At 57.7% G+C, this 19,074-nt stretch carries 18 protein-coding genes and 5 tRNA genes; 12 read left to right on the plus strand and 11 right to left on the minus strand.

Going from position 1 to position 19,074, the window contains the following annotated elements:
• The first annotated feature begins 79 nt into the window (after positions 1-79).
• Positions 80-949 carry a YitT family protein gene (locus ACKXGA_RS08535; protein ID WP_186851241.1) on the plus strand — a complete coding sequence of 290 codons (870 nt, stop codon included), beginning with the start codon at positions 80-82 and terminating at the stop codon, positions 947-949.
• A 142-nt stretch (positions 950-1,091) separates the two neighbouring features.
• Positions 1,092-2,072 carry an alpha/beta hydrolase gene (locus ACKXGA_RS08540; protein WP_227622256.1) on the plus strand — a complete coding sequence of 327 codons (981 nt, stop codon included), beginning with the start codon at positions 1,092-1,094 and terminating at the stop codon, positions 2,070-2,072.
• A gap of 68 nt (positions 2,073-2,140) precedes the next feature.
• Here ACKXGA_RS08540 and ACKXGA_RS08545 read toward each other — a convergent pair whose 3' ends face one another.
• Positions 2,141-3,760 (minus strand): phospholipase D-like domain-containing protein, encoded by a 1,620-nt coding sequence (locus ACKXGA_RS08545; RefSeq protein ID WP_117533707.1) that lies wholly within the window; start codon positions 3,758-3,760, stop codon positions 2,141-2,143.
• Between the two features lie 12 nt (positions 3,761-3,772).
• Positions 3,773-4,390, minus strand: a complete 618-nt coding sequence (locus tag ACKXGA_RS08550) for a C39 family peptidase (protein WP_423729286.1) — start codon at positions 4,388-4,390, stop codon at positions 3,773-3,775.
• A 145-nt stretch (positions 4,391-4,535) separates the two neighbouring features.
• Between ACKXGA_RS08550 and udk the strand changes: the two genes are divergently transcribed.
• Positions 4,536-5,165 (plus strand): uridine kinase, encoded by a 630-nt coding sequence (gene udk, locus ACKXGA_RS08555; RefSeq protein WP_098924230.1) that lies wholly within the window; start codon positions 4,536-4,538, stop codon positions 5,163-5,165.
• Positions 5,166-5,250: 85 nt separating this feature from the next.
• On the opposite strand, the gene nifU is transcribed toward udk, so the two are convergent.
• From nifU to ACKXGA_RS08575, 4 genes are all read right to left on the minus strand, one after another.
• Positions 5,251-5,700 (minus strand): Fe-S cluster assembly scaffold protein NifU, encoded by a 450-nt coding sequence (nifU, locus tag ACKXGA_RS08560; protein WP_005934520.1) that lies wholly within the window; start codon positions 5,698-5,700, stop codon positions 5,251-5,253.
• A gap of 1 nt (position 5,701) precedes the next feature.
• Positions 5,702-6,919: a cysteine desulfurase family protein gene (locus tag ACKXGA_RS08565; protein WP_423729287.1), complete on the minus strand. Its 1,218-nt coding sequence runs from the start codon at positions 6,917-6,919 to the stop codon at positions 5,702-5,704.
• A gap of 158 nt (positions 6,920-7,077) precedes the next feature.
• Complete coding sequence (locus ACKXGA_RS08570; RefSeq protein WP_117533711.1) at positions 7,078-7,509, minus strand: hypothetical protein; 432 nt, start codon at positions 7,507-7,509, stop codon at positions 7,078-7,080.
• Positions 7,510-7,649: 140 nt separating this feature from the next.
• Positions 7,650-7,973 carry a rhodanese-like domain-containing protein gene (locus ACKXGA_RS08575; RefSeq protein WP_117477331.1) on the minus strand — a complete coding sequence of 108 codons (324 nt, stop codon included), beginning with the start codon at positions 7,971-7,973 and terminating at the stop codon, positions 7,650-7,652.
• 139 nt (positions 7,974-8,112) lie between these two features.
• Between ACKXGA_RS08575 and ACKXGA_RS08580 the strand changes: the two genes are divergently transcribed.
• From ACKXGA_RS08580 to ACKXGA_RS08600, 5 genes are all read left to right on the plus strand, one after another.
• Positions 8,113-8,562 (plus strand): RrF2 family transcriptional regulator, encoded by a 450-nt coding sequence (locus ACKXGA_RS08580; protein ID WP_097771320.1) that lies wholly within the window; start codon positions 8,113-8,115, stop codon positions 8,560-8,562.
• A 71-nt stretch (positions 8,563-8,633) separates the two neighbouring features.
• Positions 8,634-8,709 (plus strand) — tRNA-Trp (locus tag ACKXGA_RS08585).
• A gap of 284 nt (positions 8,710-8,993) precedes the next feature.
• A tRNA-Asp gene (locus tag ACKXGA_RS08590) sits at positions 8,994-9,070 on the plus strand.
• 3 nt (positions 9,071-9,073) lie between these two features.
• A tRNA-Thr gene (locus tag ACKXGA_RS08595) sits at positions 9,074-9,149 on the plus strand.
• 240 nt (positions 9,150-9,389) lie between these two features.
• Positions 9,390-10,607 (plus strand): iron-containing alcohol dehydrogenase, encoded by a 1,218-nt coding sequence (locus tag ACKXGA_RS08600; protein ID WP_423729288.1) that lies wholly within the window; start codon positions 9,390-9,392, stop codon positions 10,605-10,607.
• Between the two features lie 215 nt (positions 10,608-10,822).
• Here ACKXGA_RS08600 and ACKXGA_RS08605 read toward each other — a convergent pair.
• The 3 genes from ACKXGA_RS08605 to ACKXGA_RS08615 all read right to left on the minus strand — a co-directional run bounded on the left by ACKXGA_RS08605 (position 10,823) and on the right by ACKXGA_RS08615 (position 13,582).
• A tRNA-Thr gene (locus ACKXGA_RS08605) sits at positions 10,823-10,898 on the minus strand.
• A 192-nt stretch (positions 10,899-11,090) separates the two neighbouring features.
• Positions 11,091-11,960: a patatin family protein gene (locus ACKXGA_RS08610; protein WP_423729289.1), complete on the minus strand. Its 870-nt coding sequence runs from the start codon at positions 11,958-11,960 to the stop codon at positions 11,091-11,093.
• A 62-nt stretch (positions 11,961-12,022) separates the two neighbouring features.
• The gene (locus ACKXGA_RS08615) at positions 12,023-13,582 is read right to left on the minus strand and encodes a recombinase family protein (RefSeq protein WP_423729290.1); all 1,560 of its coding nucleotides are present in this window, start codon (positions 13,580-13,582) and stop codon (positions 12,023-12,025) included.
• Between the two features lie 434 nt (positions 13,583-14,016).
• Between ACKXGA_RS08615 and ACKXGA_RS08620 the strand changes: the two genes are divergently transcribed.
• A complete protein-coding gene (locus ACKXGA_RS08620) occupies positions 14,017-14,997 on the plus strand; it encodes a helix-turn-helix transcriptional regulator (protein WP_156062223.1) in 981 nt (326 codons plus the stop codon).
• Between the two features lie 78 nt (positions 14,998-15,075).
• Positions 15,076-16,371, plus strand: coding sequence for a GLUG motif-containing protein (locus ACKXGA_RS08625; protein ID WP_156062224.1), 1,296 nt, complete (start codon positions 15,076-15,078; stop codon positions 16,369-16,371).
• A 199-nt stretch (positions 16,372-16,570) separates the two neighbouring features.
• On the opposite strand, the gene ACKXGA_RS08630 is transcribed toward ACKXGA_RS08625, so the two are convergent.
• Positions 16,571-16,647, minus strand: a tRNA-Ile gene (locus ACKXGA_RS08630).
• Between the two features lie 74 nt (positions 16,648-16,721).
• Positions 16,722-17,141 carry a hypothetical protein gene (locus ACKXGA_RS08635; RefSeq protein WP_005934560.1) on the minus strand — a complete coding sequence of 140 codons (420 nt, stop codon included), beginning with the start codon at positions 17,139-17,141 and terminating at the stop codon, positions 16,722-16,724.
• A 109-nt stretch (positions 17,142-17,250) separates the two neighbouring features.
• Here ACKXGA_RS08635 and ACKXGA_RS08640 point away from each other — a divergent pair, with 109 nt between their 5' ends.
• Together ACKXGA_RS08640 and ACKXGA_RS08645 are read left to right on the plus strand one after the other, a co-directional pair.
• Entirely contained in the window at positions 17,251-17,748 is a 498-nt protein-coding gene (locus ACKXGA_RS08640; RefSeq protein WP_423729291.1) for a conjugal transfer protein TraD, read from the plus strand.
• Positions 17,745-19,022 (plus strand): glycoside hydrolase family 10 protein, encoded by a 1,278-nt coding sequence (locus ACKXGA_RS08645; RefSeq protein WP_423729292.1) that lies wholly within the window; start codon positions 17,745-17,747, stop codon positions 19,020-19,022. The genes ACKXGA_RS08640 and ACKXGA_RS08645 overlap by 4 nt, the downstream gene beginning before the upstream one ends.
• The last annotated feature ends 52 nt before the right edge of the window (positions 19,023-19,074 follow it).

Below are 19,074 nucleotides of genomic sequence, written 5' to 3' on the forward strand. Positions count from 1 at the left end.
TTCTGATGGGAAGCAACCGCATCGGGTGGATTTTCTTGAAGTTTTCCTGTATTATAAGGATAGTATGGGAGGTACTGCTATGAAATCTACTCGTCGCTGGCAGCAGCTTTTGCTGAACAGTCTGGCTATCATCCTGGGCAACGCGCTGTATTCGCTGGCGGTGGCCCTGTTTCTGGAGCCCGCCGGGCTCATCACGGGCGGTGCCACCGGCATCGCGCTGGCCTTCGGGCGGCTGACGGGGCTCTCCGTCTCCGGTTTCCTCTTTCTCTTCAACATGTCCATGCTGGTGTGGGGCTGGGCGGTGCTGGGCAAGAAGTTCGCACTGAACACCCTTGCCAGCAGCGTGCTGAGCCCCGCCTTTCTGGGGCTGTTTGAGCGGCTGCTGGACGGCCGGGTGCTGACTGAGGATATCTTCCTCTGTACCATCTTCTCGGGTCTGGGCATCGGCGTTGCGCTGGGCATGGTCATCCGGGCGGGCGCTTCCACCGGCGGCATGGATATCCCTCCGCTGGTGCTGCAGAAATGGTTCCGCTGGCCGGTGTCCATCACCATGATGCTCTTTGATATCGCCATCCTGCTGGTGCAGGCAGCGTTCAGCCAGCCGGAGCAGGTGCTCTACGGCATCGTGCTGGTCATCACCCACACCATCGTCATGGACAAGATGCTGATGCTGGGCGACAGCCGCACCGAGGTCAAGATCATCAGCACCCGGTCGGATGAGATCCGCACCGCCATTCTGGCTGAAATCGACCGCGGCGTGACCGTGCTCCACGGCGAGGGCGGCTACACCGGCGAGCCCAGCGAGGTGCTGCTCAGCGTCATCTCCAACCGGGAGCTGCCCCGGCTGGAAAAGCTGGTCCATTCCATCGACCCCGCCTGTTTCCTCATCGTCAGCCGCGTGACCGAAGTCAGCGGCCGGGGCTTCTCGATGGAAAAGGAATACCAGTAAATCTCCTTGACAGTGTTTCTGCTATCTGCTATATTGATATCGGAATAACAAAGTCGATTTTGGGCTTTCGCACAGGGACCCCCCTGCCTTTTGGGGTTATCTGTACGAAGGCCCGTTTTACTACAGGAAAAAGGAGCCAACTATGAAAATCACTCAGATCCCCATGGGGGCCCACAATGCCCAGCTGACCTGCTACCTGCAGGATCCCTGCACCGAAATGCCTGCTCTGGACCGCTGTCCTGCGATCCTGATCTTTCCGGGCGGAGCCTATGCCTTCTGCTCAGACCGGGAAGCCGATCCTGTAGCGCTGGCCTTCCTGAACGCAGGCTACAATGCCTTTGTGCTGCGGTACAGCGTCTCCCAGAACTGTCCGGTGGAGGAGGTCTATACCAATGCCTTTGCCGAGGCGCAGGAGGCCATGGACTACCTGCATCAGAACGCAGGTGACCTGCACATCGACCCGGAGCAGATCGCCGTGGTAGGCTTCTCTGCCGGCGGGCATCTTGCCGCCTCGGTGGGCACCATGGGCCGGGTCCGTCCTGCGGCCATGCTGCTGGGCTACGCTGTGTTCAGCGTCCCGGGCAAGGCGTTGGGCATGGAGCTGCCGGACCTGCTGCAACAGGTGGATGACCAGACTCCCCCTGCCTTCCTTTTTGCCACTCAGGGCGACCATCTGGTGCCCGCCACACAGTCCCTGCAGTTTGCCACCCTGTTGGCAGAGCGGAAGATCCCCTATGAGATGCATATCTTTGCTTACGGCGACCACGGCTTCTCCACCGGCAGCCGCCACATCGCCAATCCCCAAAACCCGGAAAACCCGGAATCCGCAGTGTGGCAGGGCATGGCACTCGGCTTCCTGAACCACATTTTCAACCACGACGTGCTGGTGCCCGCCCCGGAGGAAGTCAAGGAATTCTGTCTTGATATGAAGATCGGCACCCTGCTGGACACTCCTCAGTCCGCTGCCCTGATCCAGCAGCTGCTGCCGGAGCTGGCCCAATATGTGCAGCAGGAGCCCGGCTCCCGGGGCATTTCGGTGAACGACCTGCAATTCTACAGCAACAAAATGTTCGATGAAGAAAAGCTGGCCGCACTGAACGAAGCTCTGGTGAAGCTGAACTGAACCACACACAGAAACAGCCCTCTCAGGCCCATAAGCCTGAGGGGGCTGTTGTTCTGTTAATTCAGCTGTTACAGCAGCGGTGCAATGACCTTGAGCAGCATTCCGGTGGCACGGAGCAGATACTGCTTCTGCCAGATGCTGGCCGAGGTATTTTCCACCGTGCGGCACTGCTCCAGCGTGTGCTGGAAATCCTGCTCAATGTCCCGGATACAGGGAGCATCCACCATCCAGACGGCATCCTCAAAGTGATGGTACAGGCTGCGGTAGTCCAGATTGATGGTGCCCACCACTGCTTCCCTGCCATCCACCACGAACACCTTTGCATGGACAAAGCCGGGGCTCCACTCGCTGATCTTCACGCCCGAATCCAGCAGGGCCGAATAGTGGCTCTTTGCCAGTGCGTAGGGGAACTGCTTGTCCGGCTTTCCGGGCAGGATCAGGTGGACATCCACGCCCCGTTCAGCGGCAAATTTCAGGGCGGTCTCCAGTTCGCCGTCTAGAATGAGGTAGGGGGTCATAATGTGGATGTAATCCCTGGCCCGGTTGAGCAGGTCGATGTAGACCATCTCGCCCACCCGCTCGCCGTCCAGCGGACAGTCCCCGTAGGGAGCCGCCACGCCCTTTGCATTTTCCGGCACCGGAATGGGCCGGGTCAAGAACTGCTCATATTCCGGCTCCTTCAGGATGCCCCACATCTGCAGAAACTGAGCCGTCAGCGAACGGACTGCCTCGCCCTCCAGCATCACGGCGGCATCCTTCCAGCGGCCATGCTTCTGGATGTGGTTGATGTACTCGTCGGCAAGATTCACGCCGCCGGTAAAACCGACCCGCCCGTCAATGACAAGAATTTTCCGGTGGTCGCGGTAATTGTAATGGGTAGAGACGAACGGCTGCACCGGGCTGAACACCTTGCACTGGATGTTCAGCTTCTCCAGCAGCCGGGGGTAATTGCGGGGCAGGGTGGAGAACTCACAGGTGCCGTCGTACATCACCCGGACATCCACGCCCTGCAGCGCCTTGCGGGCCAGCACTTCCAGGATCTTACCCCACATCAGGCCCTCGTCGATGATGAAATACTCCACAAAGATATATTCTTCTGCCGTTTCCAGCTGGCGCAGCAGTTCCTCAAACTTTGCTTCGCCGCCGGGGAAATAGGTCATGGCGGTGTTCTGGTACACCGGAAAGCCGCCGCCCCGCCCATACAGGTACTTTGCCAGCGAAGCCGCGCCGGGTTCGAGCGCTTTCAGCTGCTCCACGGCCTTTTGGCTCTGCGGCAGCCAGCCGCGCAGCTGATCCTCCAGCTCCAGCAGCCGTTTGCGCAGGATGTTGTGCCCGAAATTGCTCTTGACATAGAAGAACATCGGAATGCCCACCACCGGTGCGATGGCAACCACCACCATCCAGGTGATCTTGGCGCTGTTGTCCATCTTGCTGTTGAGCAGGTAGATGACCATGGCCGATGTAACGACCACGCTGCCGCCAAAGTAATGGGGCCACAGGTTGCCGAACCACCGGAAGATGCTGAACAACAGCCCCACCTGCAGCAGCAGGAGGATCAGCACCAGGCCAAAGCGGCTGAAGATGGCGTGGATCACGCCCTTCTGCCCCTTTCTCAGCAACCGCAGGCCGCCATCCTCAAACTGATGAACATAGCCCTTGACGTTCTGTTTCAGTTTCTCTGTTTTCATGTTCCGCCTTTCTTATTTCCGCCGCAGGGTCACCGCATAGGAGTCCTGTGCCGCGTGGCAGCGCTCCACCAGCTCCTTGGGCTGGGCGCAGACCCCGTGGTCATGCCACGGGTCATTGAACCAGTAGCTTTCCTCATCGTAGCCCACCAGCAGCAGGCAGTGCTCGTGGCACTTCCAGGCAAAGTCGGTGCCATCGGCCAGCAGCCAGTGATCCCGCTCCTCGGGCACCGGGGTAAAATCCAGCGTTGCCCAGAACACCACCGGCATTCCCTCGTCAATGAACCGGCACAGCTGCGCCGCAGTCTCACCGCTCACGTCCAGCACCTCGAACCGGTCCGCCGCCCCTTCATGCTTCAACGCGCTCTGCAAGGCCTGCACGATGCAGGGGGCATAGCAGCCGTACCCGGTGTGGTCGTGGGGGTCGCCGGGGTAGACGAACATCGGGTCAGGCCCGTAGAGCCTGCCCTCCTGTTCCCAGTAGGGGGCGTGGGGCAGGTCGCGCTCAATGAACACGTCCGGGTCAATGGGGATGCCCACGGCCTGCAGCAGCATCACGCTGCTGATGCTCTCGCAGCCGTTCACCCAGCGGGCAGTCTGGTCGATATACGGGGCCGGAATGATCTTTTTCATCAATTTTCCTCTTACTCTGTCAAAAACAGTGGTTTTGTGATATCATAAGCAGTGAGAAACAGGGGTGTTCCCCAACAATATACCTATTATAGCTTATTCTGACCGATTTTTCTACCGGAATCGGCAGGCGGGAGGATTTTGGGACATGAACAATCTGATCATCGGCATCGCAGGCGGCTCGGGCAGCGGCAAGACCACGCTGGCTTACCGGCTCAAGGAGCGGTTCGGGGAGGACGAGGTGCGTCTGATCTCCCACGACAGCTACTACAAGCGCCACGATGAACTGCCTTTTTCAGAGCGCTGCAAGCTGAACTATGACCACCCGGACGCGTTCGACAACGACCTGCTCATCCAGCACCTGAAGGAGCTGAAAGCGGGCCGCGCCATCGACTGCCCCGTGTACGATTACGCCAACCACAACCGCAGCAGCGAGGTGCAGCATATTGAGCCTGCCCCCGTCCTCATCGTGGAGGGCATTCTGCCCCTGGCTGAGCCGGAGCTGTGCAGCCTGTTCGATTACAAGATCTATGTAGACACCGACGCGGACGAGCGGATCCTCCGCCGCATCCTGCGGGATGTCAAGGAGCGGGGCCGCTCTCTGGACAGTGTCATTGCCCAGTACCGCGCCACCGTCAAGCCCATGCATGAGGCTTTTGTGGAGCCCAGCAAGCGCAACGCCGATATCATCATCCCCAATGGCGGTGAAAACGGCCCCGCCATCGAGATGCTGGTCCACCATATCCGCAGCCTGATCCAGAAGGCAAATCTGCGCTGAACTTTCACCGCAGCTCCGTATGATACCAAAAAAGGGGTGGTTCCCGACCGGGAACCACCCCTTTTTATGATTCTGCGGATCCTGCTCAGACCTTGCAGCTCTCACCGCTGCAATGGTCACAATCTTCTTCCAGCTTGCCCACAATGGGTTCCGGATCAATGCCCTGACGGCGGTAGTAATCGGACAGAGCGGCCTTGACCGCCTGCTCGGCCAGCACAGAGCAGTGCACCTTGATGGGGGGCAGACCTTCCAGAGCTTCCACAACGGCCTTGTTGGTCAGCTTCAGGGCCTCGTCAATGGTCTTGCCCTTGATGAGGTCGGTGGCCATGCTGCTGGTGGCAATGGCGGCACCGCAGCCAAAGGTCAGGAACTTGACATCAACGATCACGTTGTTCTCGATCTTCAGGTACATGCGCATGATATCGCCGCACTTGGGGTTGCCGACTTCACCCACGCCGTTTGCATCGGGGATCTCGCCGACATTGTGCGGGTTTGCGAAATGCTCCATGACCTTTGCGCTATACATACTTGCCATCTTAGTTTTCTCCCTTCAGGCTGAACTGGCGGGCGGTGTTCTGGCCCTGCAGCCACATACAACTCATAGCACGGCGGCGGGGAATGACCTCCTCCAGCACGTCGCACAGATATTTTGCTTCCTCCATGGTATTCTGCGGGCCAAAGGTGAACCGCATGGAACCATGACCGATCTCCTCCGGCACGCCGATGCTCAGCAGAACATGGCTGGGGTCCAGGCTGTCGGAGTTGCAGGCAGAGCCGGTGGATGCGCAGATGTTGTGCATATCCAGATCCAGCAGGATGGTCTCGCCCTCCAGGCCCGGGAAGCTGATGTTCGCATTGCCGGGCAGGCGGTGCTCCAGGCCGCCGTTCAGGCGGGCCTCCGGGATGTTCTTGAGCACGCGGTCAATGACGTAATCACGCAGCTCTTTCTCGTGGGCCATCCGCTCGTCCAGGTGGGCGACGGCCATTTCCAGGGCCTTGCCCATACCGGCGATACCGGCCACGTTCTCGGTGCCGGCGCGGTGGCGGGCCTCCTGGCTGCCGCCGTCGATCAGGTTCTGGGGCCAGATGCCCTTGCGGCAGTACAGTGCGCCCATGCCCTTGGGGCCATTGAACTTGTGGGCGCTCATGGACAGCATATCCACGCCCAGCTCCTTGACATCCACCGGAATGGTGCCAACGGCCTGCACCGCATCGGTGTGCATCCACACGCCATGCTTGTGGGCGATCTCCGCAATTTCCTTGATGGGCTGGATGGTGCCGATCTCGTTGTTGGCCATCATAATGCTGACCAGCGCGGTATCGGGACGGATGGCAGCCTCCACATCCTCCGGGCGGATATAACCTTCCGGGGTGGGCTTGATATAAGTGACCTCAAAGCCCATGCGCTCCAGCGCAGCCATGCTGTGCATGATGGCATGGTGCTCAAAAGCACTGGTGATGAGGTGCTTCTTATTCTGGCGGGCCTTGGTGAAGGCAGTGCCCTTCACGGCCCAGTTGTCGGCCTCAGAGCCGCAGCCGGTAAAGAAGATCTCCGCCGGAGCCGCGTTGATGGCTTTTGCCACCTGGGCGCGGCCGGTATCCACAAACTCCTTGGCTTCGTAGCCGATGCTGTAATGGCTGCTGGGGTTGCCGCAGGCTCCGCTCAGGGCCTCGACCATAACAGCCAGTGCTTCAGGGGCGCAGGCAGTTGTTGCGGCATTGTCGAGATAAACCACTTTCTCGCTGATTTCCATAGGAAGAATCCTTTCTAAGCACAATACAGATATCTTTCCGTATTGCCGGGCTTCGGCCCGGTCTCAATACTCTTTGACGCTGACAGTATACCATATCATTCCCTAGTAGGTCAATAGGAATACTCTGATTTCATCATTTCGTAAGATTCTTTGCAAAATCAGCGGCCTTTTCCGGCCAGCTTTCCCAGAACCACCTTCCATTTGGGGTAGCCCCAGCGCCGATCTTCGGCAAAATCGTCGGCCAGCTTCCAGGGAAAGGTGCTGCCATCGAAGTACAGATTACCCGCTTCGTCCACACGATCCAGCTTTTTGGGCAGGTACTCCTCATCATAATAGCTCTTGCGCTTATCCGGCAGGGCCCAGTGCAGGGTGCCGTCGGCATCCATGCCGGAAGCCCACACGCCGAACACAAAGGTCGCCGCCTCGCCGTAGCAGTGCTGCTCAAAGCGGATGGCACCATCATAATAGAATTTGATGACCTCCAGCGTACCGGATTCCTTTTTGCCATCCCGGCCCAGCGTGGGGCGGTAGTCCTGCTGATACCGGCAGCCGCAATGGGCTCCGGCAAACTTTTTCGGGTCGAACGCCATAAGTGCACATCCTTTCTTTTGCACAAAACTCCCTCCGTCATCGCTGTGCGCTGCCACCTCCCTCTAGGAGGGAGGCTTACCGCACGGATAGGCCCCATCTCAGAGGGGGCTGTCTGCGAAGCAGACTGGGGGAGTTTCCTTTAAAAATGCCCCTCAAAATCGCCCTCGATCTCATACGGCCAGCTCAGGATGCCGCCGAGATCACGCAGGCGGGTGTAGCCCTGCGCCTCCAGCTTCTGTGCGGCATCGGCGCTGCGGCGGCCGGTGCGGCAGTAGATCAGCCACTGGGCGTTTTTGTCCGGCATGACCTCCTCTGCACGGGTCAGCACGTCACCCAGGGGCAGCAGCTTTGCGCCAGGGATATGCCCCACGGCAAATTCGTCCGGCTCCCGGACATCCACGGCCTGCGCCTTGCCTGCATCCAGCAGGCGGATGGCTTCGGCCGGAGTGATCTTCTCTACCATTGTCTCATCTCCAAGTTCCGATAATTTCTCTATTATATGATAACAGACGTTTTTTGTTTCGGCAAGAGAAACCGGCGTTTTCGCTTTGCAAAACCTGTACCGCGTGGTATACTAAGGAGAGAAGCAAGGAGAGTAGACCATGAAATTTTCCACAAAGAGCCGCTACGCCCTGCGGCTGATGGCCGAGTTGGCCCGCTACGCACCGGGCACCACCGTCTCCCTGAAGGAGATCAGCGAGCGGCAGAACCTGAGCCTGAAATATCTGGAACAGATCGTCACCCCGCTGGCCCGGGTGGGGCTTGTGAAAAGTGAGCGCGGCAGCCAGGGCGGCTACCGGCTGACCAAGGCCCCCGCCGACTACACCGCCGGTGAGATCCTGCGCGCCATTGAGGGCAGCGTGGCCCCCATCCCCTGCCTTGGCAGCGAGACCAACGAGTGCCCCATGTCCGAGCAGTGCTTCACCCTGCCGTTCTGGGCCGGGCTGGACGAGGTCATCAACCAGTACATCGACAGCGTCACTCTGGAGCAGCTGGCCCAGAGCCTGCCCGCCGCCAAGGACGGCTGCTGCGGCTGCAACACCAAGATCTGAAAATTTATGCTTGACATTTTGCGCCGAATCTTATATAATAAGCAGGCATTCAGCGAATGCAGCATAGATTTAGGGGTATAGCTCAGTTGGTAGAGCAGCGGTCTCCAAAACCGCGTGCCGTGAGTTCGAGACTTACTACCCCTGCCACAAACCTCCGGAGCAGCCGCTCCGGAGGTTTTGTTTTTGCGCAAACATACTCCCCCAGTCATCGCTGCACGATGCCAGCCCCCTCTGGGATGGGGCCTTTGTGCCCCTGCAAAGAGGCTCCCTCATTGAAGGAGTTGGCTGCGAATGCAGTGAGCAGACTGAGGAAGTCCGCCTTTTTCATCTTTTTTGCGGCTTTTTTGTTTTTTCCGCTTGACAAGCCGCCCATCTTCCGGTATAATAAGGCACGTTCCGGCGGTAAACGCCGCACGAACTTGAGCGATCATGGCCCGGTAGCTCAGTTGGTTAGAGCACCAGCCTGTCACGCTGGGGGTCGTCGGTTCGAGCCCGATCCGGGTCGCCATTTGCTGCTATAGCTCAGTTGGTAGAGCGCATCCTTGGTAAGGATGAGGTCTCCAGTTCGAATCTGGATAGCAGCTCCATTGAAAAAACCACTTGAAGTCTTAGAGCTTCAGGTGGTTTTTTGTTTGCCATTTTCCCGGTTTCTCCGGCCGGGAAGCCCTCTCTTTCCAGCGAAATGCCCAAAATTGGGTCTGATTTTTCCACATTCCGGCAATTGAACTTTTGGATGGTTTGCAGTACACTTTGTGTAAGAGAGTTGGTTATTTTTGTGTCAAACATCCACAAACCAGAGAGTTTTGATTGAATCGGAGGTATTTCCTATGGCTCGTTTTACTCTTCCCCGCGATCTGTACCACGGCAAGGGTGCTCTGGAAGCCCTGAAGTCCTTTACCGGCAAAAAGGCCATGATCTGTGTCGGCGGCGGTTCCATGAAGCGGTTCGGCTTCCTTGACCGCGCTGTTGGCTACCTGAAGGAAGCCGGCATGGAAGTGGAGCTGTTTGAGGGCATCGAGCCCGATCCCTCTGTTGAGACCGTCATGCGCGGCGCAGAGGCCATGCTGAAGTTTGAGCCCGACTGGATCATTGCCATGGGCGGCGGCTCCCCCATTGATGCCGCAAAGGCCATGTGGATCAAGTACGAGTACCCTGGGATCACCTTTGAGGAGATGTGCAAGGTGTTCGGCATTCCGCCGCTCCGCCGCAAGGCCCACTTCTGCGCCATCTCTTCCACCTCCGGCACCGCCACTGAGGTGACCGCCTTCTCCATCATCACCGATTATCAGAAGGGCATCAAGTACCCCATCGCTGACTTTGAGATCACCCCCGATGTCGCCATCGTCGATCCCGATCTGGCCGAAACCATGCCCAAGAAGCTGGTTGCCCACACCGGTATGGATGCAATGACCCACGCCATCGAGGCTTATGTTTCCACCGCCCACTGCGACTACACCGACCCGCTGGCCATCTTCGCCATCCGGATGATCCAGGGCGATCTGGTGGACAGCTACAACGGCGATATGTCCAAGCGCGATTCTATGCACAACGCACAGTGCCTGGCCGGTATGGCATTCTCCAATGCGCTGCTGGGCATCGTCCACTCCATGGCACACAAGACCGGTGCTGCCTTTGCCGACTACGGTGCACACATCATCCACGGTGCTGCCAACGCCATGTATCTGCCCAAGGTCATCGCCTTCAACGCCAAGGACCCCGAGGCCAAGAAGCGCTATGGTGTCATCGCTGACGAGATGAAGCTGGGCGGTTCCAACGACGACGAGAAGGTCAAGCTGCTCATCGAGTACCTGCGCGGCATGAACGATGCACTGAACATCCCCCACTGCATCAAAAACTACGGCCCCGATTCCTACCCCACCGAGCAGGGCTTTGTTCCCGAGGAAGTGTTCCTGGAGCGTCTGCCCGAGATCGCAAAGAACGCCATCGGCGATGCCTGCACCGGCTCCAATCCCCGCCAGCCCAGTCAGGAGGAGATGGAGAAGCTGCTCAAGTGCTGCTACTACGACACTGAGGTCGACTTCTGATTAAAACCGACATTTTACAGACACTTTTACCTCTTTCCCATAACAGCAAAGCCGCAAGCCCTTAACAGGCCTGCGGCTTTGTTGTTTGATGGGCCTCTCAGGCGCTCCGCGCCAGCTCCCCCTGACTGGGGCTGCCAGGCTTGCGCCGCTGCAGACGGCAGAGCGATGGATACAAAAAAACCGCCCTGACGGTTTCCCATCAAGGCGGTTTGAGCTGGAGCTGCTATCCAGATTCGAACTGGAGACCTCATCCTTACCAAGGATGCGCTCTACCAACTGAGCTATAGCAGCACAATCACAGCTCAATTATTTTACCACAAGAATTCCTTCTTTGCAAGTGTTTTTTGCAAAAAATCCAATTTTTCTGTTCCAAAGCAAAAAAGCCCAGAGCGATACCGCTCCAGGCTCCTTTGTCTGTATGTACATATCATGTGTATAATGTCCGGGGCGGATATTGTCAAGGGAAGTGAACGGGTTTCATCTCTAGGTACCCACCGATTCATCTTGTTTGGTGTTTTGCATCCACCGCACCAGCGCTTCGGCATCCTGTTTGCCTTTGGCGTACATTTTTTCAAGGCCGGCGCGGTTCTTGGTCAGGGTGGACATTCCCTCGGTGCTGTCCGGGGCGATGATGCAGACAAGGCCCTGCCGCTCCAGCTCCCGCGCCCGCTGGACAGCCGTGTTGTACCGCCCTGCCCGGCGGCGCAGCCCCTCGGCTGCAGCGGGGTAATGCGACTGCAGCAGGTGTGCCAGATGCTCGTCCAGGGCATCACTCCTCACCAGCCCAATGGGCTTGGTCAAGATGAGAGCCACCCGGTCGCAGCCGTGGGCAAAGGCCCATTCCAGCGGGACGGGGTCGGCCAGGCCGCCATCAAAATAAGGCACGCCGTCGATGACGCAGGGCTGGTCGATGACCGGGATGCAGCAGGATGCCATGAGGATGCGGTAGTCGTCCGGGTGGAGGTCTGCCTTGGTGAAATACTGCGCCTCGCCGTTCTGTGCATTGGCGGCCACCACGCAGAGCTCTGCCGGGCTGCGGGCAAGCGCCGCGTAATCCAGCGGATTCTCGCCGCCTGCATTGCTGAGGGTGCCGTAGACATAGCCCAGATCGAGATAGGAGTGCTTGTGGATGAGGTTGTGCACGCTCATGTACTCCCTGCGGAAGGAGTATTCATCGTAAAAGGGCTTGTTCCGCCCATGCTGGCCTGCCAGATAGGACGCCATATTGGCGCTGCCCGCCGAAACGCCGATGCAGAGATCGAAGCGGAGGTCCTCCTCCAGGCAGCGGTCCAGCACGCCAGCGCCGTAAATGCCCCGCAGGCCGCCGCCCACATCGATGACACCGTATTTCATGGTCTGTTCCTCCATCGTTTCATTCCATTTCCCTCCCAGTATAACGGGACGGCGGGAAATACTCATTGAGCAAACGGCGGCATCTGATGCAATTTGCGGCAGAAAGCAGGATCTGCCGCAAAAGAAAAGCACGAGACCGAAATCTCGTGCTTTTTTAGTGGAGCATTCTCCACAGCACTCGAACCCAAAACCTCTTCACGGGAGATGGTTTTGGAATCATCCGTGAAGTTGAAATTGAGCACGACCCGGTCGTCAAAGACGTAGACCGAGTTGACAAAGGTATCCATGATCTGCCGCTGGTGTTCCATGTCTCTCATGTCACCCTTGCGGAATTTTTCAAACCAGAACCGCATCCATTCGCGGGTCAGGACGGGCTTTTTCAGCTCTTCTTCCAGAATGCTGGTATTCAGAGCTTCTTTCCGGGCTTCCAGTTCGTCCAGCCGCTGCTTGGTGGTCGGGGTCAGGATGCCCTGTTCAATGGCTTCCAGAAGATTTGCCAGCCGCTTCTCTGTATCCCGGAGCTGGTCTTTCAGGACAGGCAGCCGGGTGTTCTCCTGCTGCTGGGCTTCCATAATTAAATCTATCAGCCGTTCGATGATTTCATCGCTGAAAATCACCTTGATGGCGGTATCCACCACGAACCGTTCCAGCGGCTCCTTGCGAATGGCTTTCAGGTCACAGTGCGCCTTGCCGTGGCGTTTGGCGTTGCCGCACTTGTAGTAATAGTAGGTATTTCCCATGTGGCTGGTGCCGCTTTCGCCGCCCATCAGGGTGCCGCACTTGCCGCAGAACAGTTTAGTGGTCAGCAGATAGCTCACATCCTCTTTCGCAGGGCGACCGTGGGCGATCTTGTTCTGCTCGAAACGTTGCTGCACCCGGTTGAACAAGTCCTCATCCACGATGGCGGGAATGCCGCCCGGTGTCACGATGTCCTTATATCGGTATTCACCTATGTAACGGCGGTTCCGGAAAATCTGGAAGAAGCTGTTCTTCACGAACGGCTTCCCGGTGCGGGTGCGCAGCCCTCGCTCATTCAGGGATGCTGCGATTTTCTCGGCAGGCTCGCCGTTGGCGTACCGGGTGAAGATCTCCTGCACAATGGGAGCTGTCTCCGGGTCGATATGGTACAGCCTGTCCTCCTTGCCAATGGTGAAGCCCAGCGGAACGATCCCGCCGTTGTACTTGCACTGGAGTGCATTTTCGCGCTCACCGCGCGCTACTTTCAGGGCGAGTTCGGCGGAATAGTATTCCGCCATGCCGATCAGCATACTCTCCACCATAATGCCTTCAGGCCCTTGCGAGATGGGTTCCATGGCAGACACCAGATGGACACCGTTCTTTTCCAGCTGGTACTTGTAGTTCACGGCATCGTAGCGGTTCCGGGCAAAGCGGTCCAGCTTCCAGACCAGAACCACATCGAAGATTTTCTTCGCGCTGTCCTTTATCATGTGCTGGAACTCCGGGCGGTCATCCGTCTTGGCAGAGTAGGCACGGTCAATGTAGGTGCCGACCACGGTGATGCCGTTTTTCTCGGCGTAGTCCTTGCAGTCGCGCAGCTGTCCCTCAATGGACGCTTCGCGCTGGCTATCGGATGAATAGCGGGCGTAGATTACGGCGGTCATGGCTGCACCTCTCTTTACACATCATTGAATGTCAGGTTATTCAATCGAAGCAATGTTTCGTATAACCTATATACCATATTTCGCACCCGTTTGCAAGAAAAACAAAACAGAAAAGTGGTGGTGCTCACCGTGAACACCACCACTTCAGAAGAAAAAGGTTCTTTGCTTGCTTTATGCGTCTTAACAATTTGGAAACAATTGCGCAAAAGCTGTTTTGAGCGAATTAGCTGAGAGCAAGAATCGTCCCGTGGCCACAAATTTTCAATTCTTGAAAATTCTCGCCACTTCGGGACTGCTTCTTGTTGGGGCGTGCCTGCCCCAAACCCTGCTAGGAACACGTGCTATAAGCTGGAATTTATAGATTCAATCGATAAAGGTGTGGCTTGTTCCAAACCCATGAATTTATTATAATAGGGCTGTGAGGAGGTGCTGGAATGAAGCAGTGTCCCATTGATTTCTTTGACCCGGAGGTGCAGCATTTAGCCGCATCCGCCGGGTGCAGACTTTACCGGATGCAGAACGACACCGGCGAAGGGCTCATCTCTGAATATCCGATCCTGCCGGGGATTGATCTTTTCTACAACGACTTTCACATGAAGGACGGGCAGAATCAGAACAAACGCCCCATGCCGGATACCATCGAAATCAATCACTGCTGGGAAGGGCGGTTTGAGTGCGAGTTTCAGAACGGCGATTATCAGTATATCGGTGCGGGCGACCTGTCCATTCACCGGCTGAGCCACACCACCCGGCAGACCTGTTTTCCATTGGCACACTATCACGGCATTTCCATCACCATCGACTTGCCGCAGGCGCAGCAGACGCTTTCTTCTCTGGAAGCCATCATGGGCGATCTTGACATCCATTTGGAAACCATCGCCGAGCGTTTCTGCCGAGAAGAGAGCTGCTATGTGCTGCGCAGCAACCGGGAAGTCGCGCACATTTTTTCGGAGCTGTACGCTGCCCCACCGGAAAGGATGGCCCACTACCTGAAAGCCAAGGTGCTGGAGTTGCTCATGCTCCTAAACGACCTGCCGCAGGAGTCCTTCTCCGAAAAGCGACAGTTTTTCTCCCGCAGTCAAGTCATAACTGTTCGGGCGATGCACGATGCAATGATACAGGATCTCAGTCACCATTACACATTGGCTGAGCTTTCCCGGCAGTTCGGCATTGCGCAAACTTCCATGAAGCTCTGCTTCAAAGCCGTTTATGGCAGCTCCATTTATCAATACATGAAATCCTACCGGATGCAGACTGCCCGCGTCCTTTTGCAGGATACAAGTCACAGTGTAACCGAGATCGCAGCTACACTCGGCTATGATAACCCTAGCAAATTTTCGGAAGCGTTCAAAAAGGAATACGGCATAAGCCCCACTCTGTTCCGAAACTCGCCGTCCGAATTGGATGTTTCCTGACGGTTCGGAGTGGCAGACCGTCTTTGTTTTGTTATACTTTCTGGTTAGAAGAAACTAACAAAGAAAGGATATTCCATTATGAGACGAATTCAAACCGGCGTGATTGCCGTATGCCTCGCCGCCGCTCTCCTGTCAGGCTGTGCAGGTTCTTCCGCCCAGAGTACCGCAAGCAGCACTGCCGCAAGTTCTGCGGCTGCTTCTTCCGTCAGCACCACTGCTGTTTCCGCCAACTATGACGGCGGTTCCGGCACGCAGGAAGACCCCTACCAGATCAACAGCGTGGATTCCCTGCTGACCTTTGCTTCCAATGTCAACGATGGCTCGCAGGGCGGCTACGCCGGTGTTTGCTTCAAACTGACCAGTGATCTGGACCTGTCCGGTGTCGAGTGGGCTCCCATCGGCAATATGAACGACATGGAGACACACTCCACCCTGTTCCTCGGCTCCTTTGACGGAGACGGCCACACTATTTCCAACCTGAGCTATACTTCGGATACCTATAACTGCGGTGCCGGTCTGTTCGGCGTGAGCTGCGGTGAGGTGAAAAACCTGACTCTGGAAGATGCCACGGTCACAGTAACGGAAGGCACTTCCATGGCCATTGGCGGCGTTGTGGGCTACAACATGGGTTCTGTGGATAACGTCACACTGAAGGGCGATTCCACCATTACCGGCAATAACTGTGTCGGCGGTATTGTGGGCGGTAACAACAACTCTATCACCAACTGCATGGTGGAGGGGGCTACCGTGGTCGTCATCGGTGACAACCACTTTACCGATAAGATCGTTCAGGCAGACGTTGCCGAGTGCGGCGGTCTGGTAGTCGGCGGCGGCTTTGGCGGCAGCATCGACAACTGCACAGCATCCGGCACCGTGAAAGCCACCGGCAACGAGCCGGTGGGTCTGGGCGGCATTGGTGGCTGTCTGGAAATGATGGACACCATCACCAACTGCACCGCTGATGTGACTATCGAGAGCGAAAACGGTGGTCACGCCATTGGCGGTTTGTGCGGCTATGCAGGCACCCATTCCAACCCGGATGTCTGCCTTGAAACGGAAGGCTTCTCCACTAAAAACTATCCCTCTGTCATTGACAACTGCAATGTGACCGTGAACATCAAGGCAAACGGTGCCACCCATGTGGGCGGCCTTGTGGGTACCGGTCTGTACTACTACGGTGAGGAGACGGTTTTCAAAATCACCAACTGCTCGGTAAAGGGCAGCATTGACGGTGCCGTTACACCCGGTACCGTTGCAGGCCGCGCCGAGGGCAGCACCATTGAAAGCTGCACTGCCGATGTGACCATTGACGAGAACGCTGGTACGGAGCAGGTCGGCACAACGACCCAGATGTACGAAAGCGCAGACCAGTAAAATGATTTTCTCCATAAGGGCAATCAAGTTCGCACAATGATAACTTGATTTCAAAGAAAAAGGCAGGATACCACCGCCACGGTGATACCCTGCCTTTGCTCGTTTAATGCTCTGTGTAGTCCTTCCGCAGAACTTCCGATAAACAAAAAACGTACCCAAACCCTTTCTCATAGAGAATCGGGTTCGAGTACGAACTGTATGGTGGGCCAGCCAGGACTTGAACCCGGGACCAAGCGGTTATGAGCCGCCAGCTCTGACCAACTGAGCTACTAGCCCCCATTGCCCGGTTTGCCGGGCGCACAAGTAAGTATAACAAAAAACGCGCGAAATGAAAAGCGTTTCGGGCAAAATTATTTTGTGCGGTGGGCTTCCAGCTTCTGCTGCATGAACTTGTCCAGCATTTCCTGCGGAAAAAGCGGCTCCTTGTAGCCAAAGGCCTCCCGGATGAAGATCAGGGTGGCGATGGTCTGCCGCCCGGGGTCAAGCCGGAGGGTATACAGGGTGTCCAGCGGCTGCTGGGTAGGCTGGTGCAGGGTCAGATGGAGCAGGAAACCGCCATCGTTCTCACGGCGGCACTCGTAGGCGAACTCGTCGTCCGGGCTGTGCTGGTCCAGCCGGTCGAAGCAATCGTCCAGCGGCAGGTCGGTGCGGAATTCGGAAAGGCCGCTGGGGCCATACTGGCTGCGGCGGGCGTTTTCCCGCCGGGTGAGCAGAAAAACGATGCAGCCCAGGGCGGCCGCCAGCAGGATGAGTGAGAATACAACGTTCATGGGTCCCTCCGCAGATTTTGAATCATGTTTTCCTTATTGTAACACAACCTGCGGAAAATTGTGTTATAATATTTGAAACAATCCAAATTTTTGCTGGAGGACTCCCCCTATGAAGCTCAAATTCACCCATAAGACCTGGTATTTCTTCCTGCTGTGCGCGGCAGCGGCATCCATGCTCAACGGCTTTGCCGTGCTGGGCGGCATGGATTTTTCTTTTCTGGAGATGGTCGCGTTCTGCATCACCGGCATCACCATCCTGTTTCTGGCCGCTGAAAAGGGCTCTGACCCCAAGGACAAGCGCAGCTATTTCCTGATCTTTGTCCTGCTCATGCTCAGCTATGTGCTGAACGGCTGGGCAGCCTACTTATTCTCCGCACTGGTCTGGCCCGCCCTACTGGCATTGGAATACCAGAAAGGCAGGCCCATCCAGTGCCAGCTGCAGCTGGTGGGTGCCGCGGAGGCATTCCACCTGCTTTTTGTCCTGCTCACGGTCTACGGCGGCATGGCAGGCCTGAGCTTCTGGGCCAATCTGCTCTGGGTGCTGCTGGCCTGCGCCCGGGGCTGGGCAGCACTGAGCCTGTACAAGATGCAGGAGGAAGACGCATGACCCAGCGGCGGCGGAACCGGCACCGCAAGCGCCGGGTTGGCCGCCGCGCCTTCCTGATCGGACTGGGTGGCTCTGTATCTGCCGCCCTGACGTATTATCTGCTGCGTTCTATCCCGGCAGGAAACAACGCGGAGCCTGCGCCATCGCCACAGGCTGCCCCCAACCCCGCCCTGCCCAGCGGCGAGTGGCGGGCGGTGTGGGTGAGCTATCTCGAATTTGCAGAGATGGACTTTTCCTCAGAAAGCGCGTTCCGGGCCGATGCTGCCGCGCTGATGGACAACTGCCTGTCCCTTGGGCTGAACACCGTCATTGCGCAGGTGCGCCCCTTTGGGGATGCGCTTTACCGGAGCAGCCTCTTCCCGTGGAGCCACCTGTGCACCGGCGTGCAGGGGCAGGACCCGGGCTTTGACCCGCTGGACGTGCTGCTGACCGAGGCCCACGCCCGGGGGCTATCGCTGGAGGCCTGGGTCAACCCCTACCGGCTCAGGAGCTCGGCTTCCATGCCTCCCGTCCTTGCAGAGAACAGCCTGCTGAACACCCACCCGGAGTGGGTCTGCACCGTGAACGAGGGGGCCTACCTGAACCCCGCCATTCCGGAGGCTGCCGACTATGTGGTACAGGGCGTGGCAGAGCTGGTGCAGAACTACGCCGTGGACGGCATCCACTTTGACGACTACTTCTACCCCACCACCGATCCTTCCATTGACGCGGCGCAGTTTGCAGCCAGCGGGGAAGCTGACCTGACCGCATGGCGGCGGGCCAACGTGACCCGGCTGGTCAAAGCTGCCCACGATGCCGTCAAGGCCGCCGACCCGACCCTGCGGTTCGGGGTCAGTCCACAAGGCAACCCGGACAACGACCGGAACGAGCAGTATACCGATCTCTCCGTCTGGCTGACGGCCTCCGGTGCGGATGCCGTTGTGGATTACCTCTGCCCCCAGATCTACTGGGGCTACGGCTATACCCTCTCCTCCGGCAGCACCCGCTTTGCCTTTGAGAATATCACCGCCGAGTGGCTGGCCCTGCCCCGGGCCGAAAGCACGGCCCTCTATTTCGGGCTGGGAGCCTACCGGGTCGGCGTGGGAGACGGTGGAGCCAACGCCGACAGCGTCAGCCAGTGGTGCAGCGGCAGTGCGCTGGCCCGGCAGGTGACCGACCTGCGCAGCGCCGGGGCCGGGGGCTGGGCGCTCTACCGCTATGGCTCCCTGTTCCGCTCCGACGAAAGCGGCCTTGCCGCCGCCGAACGTGCCGCTCTGACGGCATTGAACGGCTAAGACACAGAAAATCCCTTGTAAGCAGGAAAAAAATGCGGTATACTATGGTATC

It is taken from the genome of Faecalibacterium hominis (ex Afrizal et al. 2022), from assembly GCF_049545105.1.
Taxonomy (GTDB): domain Bacteria; phylum Bacillota; class Clostridia; order Oscillospirales; family Ruminococcaceae; genus Faecalibacterium; species Faecalibacterium duncaniae.